This is a genomic window from Streptomyces sp. NPDC060031, from assembly GCF_042736805.1.
Classification (GTDB): domain Bacteria; phylum Actinomycetota; class Actinomycetes; order Streptomycetales; family Streptomycetaceae; genus Streptomyces.
In genome coordinates, this window is sequence record NZ_JBHWVM010000159.1 from 1 (window position 1) to 8132 (window position 8132).

The window sequence follows — 8132 nt, forward strand, 5'->3', positions numbered from 1 at the left end:
CCCCAAACGCCTGCGTTTGAGGCGCGGGGGTTCGGGGGCGGAGCCCCCGCAGCGGCGCCGCACCCGACAGACCACCGCGCACACCGAAAAGGCAGACTGACACCGTGAACTGGGACGACGAGACCACCGACGCCGATGCCGACGCCGAGCGACTCGTCGCGGCCGCCGCCGACGGCGAGGACACCGCCGTCGAGGCGGCCCTGCGCCCCAAGGACCTCGGCGAATTCGTCGGCCAGGAGAAGGTCCGCCAGCAGCTGGACCTCGTCCTCAAGGCGGCCCGCCAGCGCGGCGCCACCGCCGACCACGTCCTGCTCTCCGGCGCCCCCGGCCTCGGCAAGACCACGCTTTCCATGATCATCGCGGCCGAGATGGGCGCGCCCATCCGCATCACCTCCGGCCCCGCCATCCAGCACGCCGGCGACCTCGCCGCCATCCTCTCCTCCCTCCAGGAGGGCGAGGTCCTCTTTCTCGACGAGATCCACCGCATGTCCCGGCCCGCCGAGGAGATGCTGTACATGGCCATGGAGGACTTCCGGGTCGACGTGATCGTGGGCAAGGGCCCCGGCGCGACGGCGATCCCGCTGGAGCTGCCGCCCTTCACCCTCGTCGGGGCGACGACCCGGGCCGGCCTCCTGCCCCCGCCCCTGCGCGACCGCTTCGGCTTCACCGGCCACATGGAGTTCTACGTCCCCGAGGAACTGGAGCGCGTCATCCACCGCTCCGCCCGGCTCCTCGACGTCGAGATCGACACCGCCGGCGCCGCGGAGATCGCGGGACGCTCACGCGGCACCCCCCGTATCGCCAACCGCCTGCTGCGCCGGGTGCGCGACTACGCCCAGGTGAGGGCCGACGGGGTGATCACCCGCGAGGTCGCCTGCACCGCCCTGCAGGTCTACGAGGTCGACGTGCGCGGGCTCGACCGGCTGGACCGGGCCGTCCTGGAGGCGCTGCTCAAGCTCTTCGGAGGCGGACCCGTCGGCCTGTCAACCCTGGCCGTCGCGGTCGGGGAGGAGCGCGAGACGGTGGAGGAGGTGGCCGAGCCGTTCCTCGTACGGGAGGGACTGCTGGCCCGGACCCCCCGCGGGCGGGTCGCGACGCCCGCCGCATGGGCTCACCTGGGACTTGTCCCGCCGCAGCACGGTGGCGGCGGAACCGGGGGGCAACCGGGCTTGTTCGGAGCCTGACGGCGCGGAGGTTCGCCCCGTCAGGAACTGCGATGCCATGCTGGGCGTTGTTCCATCGGTGCGGACTCGCCTAGACTCCGCCGATGCCGACCCTTCGGGTCGGCGTGCCCACCCCCGTAGAAATAGGCCGTCTCCCGTGCGGTCGTGCGAAGGATCTCCGCCCGTGAGTCTCATGACACTCCTCCCGTTCATCGTGCTCATCGGCGCGATGTTCCTGATGACCCGTTCCGCGAAGAAGAAGCAGCAGGCGGCCGTGCAGATGCGCGACCACATGACGCCCGGCACCGGGGTCCGCACCATCGGCGGCATGTACGCCACGGTGAAGGAGATCGGTGAGGACACGGTCACCCTCGAGGTGGCTCCCGGCGTGCACGCGATGTTCGCGAAGAACGCCATCGGCGCCGTCCTCGAGGACGCGGAGTACAACCGCATCGTCCACGGCGCGACCGATGACCCGACGATCGACCCGCCGGCCGTCCCCGACGACGCGTCCTCCCTGACCGAGGGCCCGAAGACGGACCTGACGAAGGACGAGGGCGAGGGCGAGGCCCCCAAGCTCGACCTGGGCAAGCAGGACGAGCCCAAGGACGAGAAGCCGGGCGACGGCAAGGCTGACGGCGAGGCCGGCGCGAAGTAGCGCCCGGCAGGGGATCGCGGGGGCGCCGGACCGGCGGCCACCGCGGTCCCCGACAGTGATACTTCTGCGGGGGGCAGGGGTCCCCACCACACATTTCGTGGCCGTCCGCGCGCTGACCCGGCGCGGGATGGTTGGACAGGGAGATACGACAAGGTGGCAGCACCGAAGAAGGGCCGGCGGCCCACGGGGGCTCAGGGGAGGCCGGGGCGTGCCCTGGCTTTCATCCTGATCGCGATGGTGGCGCTCACCGCGGGGATGTTCCTCACTGGTCAGACGACCCCCCGGCTCGGCATCGACCTCGCGGGCGGTACGAGCATCACGCTCAAGGCCAAGAGCGAGCCCGGCAAAGAGAGCGCCGTCAACGAGACCAATATGAACACGGCGGTCGGCATCATCGAGCGCCGCGTCAACGGTCTCGGCGTGTCGGAGGCCGAGGTCCAGACGCAGGGCCGCGACCACATCATCGTGAACATCCCCAAGGGGTCGAACGAGCAGCAGGCGCGCGACCAGGTCGGTACGACCGCCCAGCTGTACTTCCGGCCCGTCCTCGCGGTGGCGGACGGTGGCCCGATCGCCCCCGAGGCCACGCCGAGCGGCTCCCCGAGCCCCTCCGCGAGCGGTTCCGGCTCTCCGAAGGCGCAGGACGGAAAGTCCTCCCCGTCGGCCACCCCGTCGTCCAGCGCCACTTCCCAGGGCCGTGCGCTCAGTGAGGCCCTCAAGGCCCCGAACGCCCCCACTCCCTCGCCCTCGGCGAGCGAGTCGAAGAAGGCAGACGACACCAAGGCTCCGACCCCGTCCGCGCCCGCGGCGAACGACGCGGCCGTGGCCGACCTGCAGGCGAAGTTCGCCGCGCTGGACTGCAGCAACGAGGCGCAGCGCGCCGCCGTCGGCAAGAACGTCAAGCCCGAGGACCCGACGCTCGCCTGTGGCAAGCGCGGCGCCACCTGGGCCAAGTGGGTGCTCGGCCCGGCCGCGGTCAACGGCCAGGACGTCAAGGACGCCAAGGGCGTCATCGACCCGCAGCGCGGCGCGTGGATCGTCACGATGCAGTTCACCGACAAGGGCGCCGACAAGTTCGCCAAGATCACCGGTGAGCTGGCGGCCAAGCAGTCCCCGCAGAACCAGTTCGCCATCGTGCTCGACGGCGACGTCATCTCCGACCCGTCCGTCAGCCAGGCGCTGACCGGCGGCAACGCGGAGATCTCCGGCGGCTTCACCCAGCAGTCCGCCCAGGACCTGGGCAACATGCTGTCGTACGGCGCCCTGCCGCTGTCCTTCCAGGAGGACAGCGTCACCACCGTCACCGCCGCGCTCGGCGGCGAGCAGCTGAAGGCCGGCCTGATCGCCGGTGCGATCGGCCTCGCGCTGGTCGTGATCTACCTGCTGGCGTACTACCGGGGCCTGGCGTTCATCGCCATCATCAGCCTCATGGTGTCGGGCGTCCTCACTTACACGATCATGTCGCTGCTCGGAAAGGGCATCGGCTTCGCGCTGAACCTGCCCGCCGTCTGCGGAGCGATCGTGGCGATCGGCATCACCGCCGACTCCTTCATCGTGTATTTCGAACGCATCCGTGACGAGATCCGCGAGGGCCGCACCCTGCGTCCGGCCGTCGAGCGTGCCTGGCCGCGTGCCCGGCGCACCATCCTGGTCTCCGACTTCGTGTCGTTCCTGGCGGCCGCGGTGCTCTTCATCGTCACCGTCGGCAAGGTGCAGGGCTTCGCCTTCACCCTGGGTCTGACCACCCTGCTCGACGTGGTCGTGGTGTTCCTCTTCACCAAGCCGGTCATGACGCTGCTGGCCCGTACGAAGTTCTTCTCCAGCGGTCACCCGTGGTCCGGGCTGGACCCGAAGCGACTGGGCGCCCAGCCCCCGCTGCGACGCTCGCGTCGCAGCGGCTCCGGCGCTGCCGCCGCGACCGTCTCCGCTCCCGTCGACGCAAAGGAGGCGTGAGAGATGTCGAAGCTCGGAGATCTCGGCGCCAAGCTGTACCGCGGTGAGGTCGGCTACGACTTCGTCGGCAAGCGCTTCGTCTGGTACGGCGTTTCCATCCTGATCACCATCACGGCGATCGTGGCCCTGGCCGTTCAGGGCCTCAACATGGGCATCGAGTTCAAGGGTGGTGCCGTCTTCACCACCCCGAAGACGGGCGTCTCCGTCGCCAAGGCGACCGAGGCCGCGGAGAAGGCCTCCGGCCACGACGCGACCGTCCAGGGGCTCGGCACGGGGGGCCTGCGCATCCAGATCTCGGGTCTGGACACCGACTCCGCGGCCGGCGTGAAGAAGCAGCTCGCGACCGACCTCAAGGTCACCGAGGGCCAGATCAACGCGGACCTGGTCGGCCCGAGCTGGGGCGAGCAGATCGCGAACAAGGCCTGGACCGGCCTCGGCGTGTTCATGGTCCTCGTGGTGATCTACCTGGCCATCGCCTTCGAGTGGCGGATGGCGATCGCGGCCCTCATCGCGCTGATCCACGACCTCACGATCACGGTCGGCGTGTACGCGCTGGTCGGCTTCGAGGTCACCCCGGGTACGGTCATCGGTCTGCTGACGATCCTCGGTTACTCCCTCTACGACACCGTCGTCGTCTTCGACGGTCTCAAGGAGGGCTCGAAGGACATCACCAAGCAGACCCGCTGGACGTTCAGCGAGATCGCCAACCGCAGCATCAACGGCACGCTGGTCCGCTCGATCAACACCACCGTGGTGGCGCTGCTCCCGGTCGGGGCCCTGCTGTTCATCGGCGGCGGCTTCCTGGGCGCCGGCATGCTGAACGACATCTCGCTGTCGCTGTTCGTCGGCCTCGCCGCCGGTGCGTACTCCTCGATCTTCATCGCGACCCCGCTGGTCGTGGACCTCAAGGAGCGCGAGCCGGCCATGAAGGCGCTGAGGAAGCGGGTGCTCGCGAAGCGGGCGGCCGCGGCGGCCAAGGGCGAGTCGGCCGAGGGCGGCGCCGACACCGAGGACGCGCCGCAGGTCGTGGCGCAGGGCCGGTCGGGACGGCGCCGGTGACGGGCCCGCTGTCCGCCGAGGTTCGCGAGCTGCTGCTCGGCCGGATCAAGGACGTGGCGGACTACCCGAAGCCGGGGGTGATGTTCAAGGACATCACGCCGCTGCTGGCGGACCCGAAGGCGTTCGCCGCGCTGACGGACGCGCTGGTGGAGCTGGCAGGCCGGTACGGGGCGACGAAGATCGTCGGTCTGGAGGCGCGGGGATTCATCCTGGCGGCTCCGGTGGCCGTGCAGGCGGGCATCGGCTTCGTGCCGGTCCGCAAGGCCGGAAAGCTGCCGGGCGCGACGCTCGCGCAGTCGTACGAGCTGGAGTACGGGTCCGCGGAGATCGAGGTCCACGCGGAGGACCTGGCGGCCGGTGACAAGGTCATGGTCATCGACGACGTCCTCGCCACCGGCGGTACCGCCGGGGCCTCGCTGGAGCTGATCCGGCGGGCCGGGGCGGAGGTCGCCGGGGTCGCGGTCCTGATGGAGCTGTCGTTCCTGCCGGGTCGGGAGCGACTGGCCGGGCCCCTCGCGGGGGCTCCGCTGGACGCGCTGATCGTGGTCTGACCGACCCTGCTGTGCCGAGCGGCGGGTATCCGGGTTCTCCCGGGTGCCCGCCGCTCGTGCGTGCGGCGTCAGCCACGAACCAGTCCCGTCGGCGTGTGGGGCACGGGGTCTGGCGCGGAGCCCCAGGGGCGGACCCGCGGCGGTGGACCCCAGCGGGAGAGGCTCGGGGAACGGGGGGAGGCAACCCTCGCTACGATGGGTTGTCCGGACCGGAACACGGGCACCGGATCCGCTTGAGGAGCGCTCTTGCCAGACGAGGTCCAGCCAATCTCCGCCGCGCAGCCCGACCCGCAGGCCGAGCAGGCCGCGGCGGCCGCCGCCACGCCCCCGCCGGCCCCGCCGGTCAAGCCCGTGCCCGCGAAGTCGGCCGGGTCCTCCAACCGGGTGCGCGCCCGCCTGGCCCGCCTCGGTGCGCAGCGCTCCAACCCGTACAACCCGGTACTGGAACCCCTGCTCCGCATAGTCCGCAGCAACGACCCGAAGATCGAGACGGCGACGCTGCGCCAGATCGAGCAGGCGTACCAGGTCGCGGAGCGCTGGCACCGCGGCCAGAAGCGCAAGAGCGGCGACCCCTACATCACCCATCCGCTCGCGGTGACCACGATCCTCGCCGAGCTGGGCATGGACCCCGCCACCCTGATGGCCGGTCTGCTGCACGACACCGTCGAGGACACCGAGTACGGCCTGGAGGACCTCCGGCGCGACTTCGGCGACGCGGTCGCCCTGCTCGTCGACGGCGTCACCAAGCTCGACCGGGTCAAGTTCGGCGAGGCCGCCCAGGCCGAGACCGTCCGCAAGATGGTCGTCGCCATGGCCAAGGACCCGCGCGTCCTGGTCATCAAGCTCGCCGACCGCCTGCACAACATGCGCACCATGCGTTACCTCAAGCGGGAGAAGCAGGAGAAGAAGGCCCGCGAGACCCTCGAGATCTACGCCCCGCTGGCGCACCGCCTGGGCATGAACACCATCAAGTGGGAGCTGGAGGACCTCGCCTTCGCGATCCTCTACCCCAAGATGTACGACGAGATCGTCCGGCTGGTCGCCGAGCGGGCCCCCAAGCGGGACGAGTACCTCGCCGTCGTCACGGACGAGGTGCAGACCGACCTCAGAGCCGCCCGCATCAAGGCCACCGTCACCGGCCGGCCCAAGCACTATTACAGCGTCTACCAGAAGATGATCGTCCGTGGCCGCGACTTCGCGGAGATCTACGACCTGGTGGGCATCCGAGTCCTCGTCGACACCGTACGGGACTGCTACGCGGCCCTCGGCACGGTGCACGCGCGGTGGAACCCGGTCCCCGGCCGGTTCAAGGACTACATCGCGATGCCCAAGTTCAACATGTACCAGTCGCTCCACACGACGGTCATCGGACCCAGCGGCAAGCCGGTCGAGCTCCAGATCCGCACCTTCGACATGCACCGCCGCGCCGAGTACGGCATCGCCGCGCACTGGAAGTACAAGCAGCAGACCGTCGCCGGCACCTCCAAGGTGCGCACCGACGTCCCGCAGGCCGCCAAGGGCAGCGCCGGCCAGGACACCGTCAACGACATGGCCTGGCTGCGCCAGCTGCTGGACTGGCAGAAGGAGACGGAGGACCCGGGCGAGTTCCTGGACTCGCTGCGCTTCGACCTCTCCCAGAACGAGGTCTTCGTCTTCACCCCCAAGGGCGACGTCATAGCGCTGCCGGCCGGGGCCACGCCCGTCGACTTCGCGTACGCCGTCCACACCGAGGTCGGCCACCGCACCATAGGAGCGCGGGTCAACGGGCGGCTCGTGCCGCTCGAATCGACCCTCGACAACGGCGACCTGGTCGAGGTCTTCACCTCCAAGGCCGAGGGCGCCGGCCCGTCCCGCGACTGGCTGGGCTTCGTCAAGTCCCCGCGGGCCCGCAACAAGATCCGCGCCTGGTTCTCCAAGGAGCGCCGCGACGAGGCCATCGAGCACGGCAAGGACGCCATCGCGCGGGCCATGCGCAAGCAGAACCTGCCGATCCAGCGCATCCTGACGGGCGACTCGCTCGTCACCCTCGCGCACGAGATGCGCTATCCCGACATCTCCTCCCTGTACGCGGCGATCGGCGAGGGCCACGTGGCCGCGCAGGGCGTCGTACAGAAGCTGGTCCAGGCCCTCGGCGGCGAGGAAGCGGCCAACGAGGACATCGAGGAGAGCATCCCGCCCGCGCGGGGCCGCAACAAGCGGCGCAACAACGCCGACCCCGGCGTCGTCGTCAAGGGCGTCGACGACGTGTGGGTCAAGCTCGCCCGCTGCTGCACCCCGGTGCCCGGCGACCCGATCATCGGTTTCGTCACGCGCGGCAGCGGCGTATCGGTTCACCGCGCGGACTGCGTGAACGTCGACTCGCTCTCCCAGCAGCCCGAGCGGATGCTCGAGGTCGAGTGGGCGCCCACCCAGTCCTCCGTCTTCCTGGTCGCCATCCAGGTCGAGGCACTGGACCGGTCCCGGCTGCTGTCGGACGTCACCCGCGTCCTGTCGGACCAGCACGTGAACATCCTCTCGGCGGCCGTGCAGACCTCCCGGGACCGGGTGGCCACCTCCCGGTTCACCTTCGAGATGGGCGACCCGAAGCACCTGGGGCACGTCCTGAAGGCCGTACGCGGCGTCGAGGGCGTCTACGACGTCTACCGGGTGACCTCGGCCCGCAGGCCGTAGCCCCGGACCCGCACACGACGGTGGGCGCCACCCCCCGAGGGGGTGGCGCCCACCGGCACAAGTCGATCAGCGCACGAG

Annotated in this window: 6 protein-coding genes; all 6 read left to right on the top strand. The window is 70.4% G+C overall.

All coding sequences use genetic code 11. From position 1 onward, the window contains the following. The first annotated feature begins 104 nt into the window (after positions 1-104). The gene (gene ruvB / locus ACFWB8_RS35890) at positions 105-1184 is read left to right on the top strand and encodes a Holliday junction branch migration DNA helicase RuvB (protein WP_385237155.1); all 1080 of its coding nucleotides are present in this window, start codon (positions 105-107) and stop codon (positions 1182-1184) included. A gap of 163 nt (positions 1185-1347) precedes the next feature. Beyond that, positions 1348-1821 carry a preprotein translocase subunit YajC gene (gene yajC, locus ACFWB8_RS35895; protein ID WP_385237158.1) on the top strand — a complete coding sequence of 158 codons (474 nt, stop codon included), beginning with the start codon at positions 1348-1350 and terminating at the stop codon, positions 1819-1821. Between the two features lie 153 nt (positions 1822-1974). Continuing rightward, positions 1975-3774, top strand: a complete 1800-nt coding sequence (gene secD, locus ACFWB8_RS35900) for a protein translocase subunit SecD (protein ID WP_385237161.1) — start codon at positions 1975-1977, stop codon at positions 3772-3774. Between the two features lie 3 nt (positions 3775-3777). After that, complete coding sequence (secF, locus tag ACFWB8_RS35905; RefSeq protein ID WP_385237164.1) at positions 3778-4833, top strand: protein translocase subunit SecF; 1056 nt, start codon at positions 3778-3780, stop codon at positions 4831-4833. Beyond that, a complete protein-coding gene (locus ACFWB8_RS35910; protein ID WP_385237167.1) occupies positions 4830-5384 on the top strand; it encodes an adenine phosphoribosyltransferase in 555 nt (184 codons plus the stop codon). The genes secF and ACFWB8_RS35910 overlap by 4 nt, the downstream gene beginning before the upstream one ends. A 246-nt stretch (positions 5385-5630) precedes the next feature. After that, on the top strand, positions 5631-8054 hold the full coding sequence (locus tag ACFWB8_RS35915; RefSeq protein WP_385237170.1) for a RelA/SpoT family protein: 2424 nt from the start codon (positions 5631-5633) through the stop codon (positions 8052-8054). The last annotated feature ends 78 nt before the right edge of the window (positions 8055-8132 follow it).

Excerpts from the sequence above, each read along its gene's own strand:
- secF (WP_385237164.1), top strand. The coding sequence starts at position 3,778 with ATGTCGAAGCTCGGAGATCTCGGCGCCAAGCTGTACCGCGGTGAGGTC.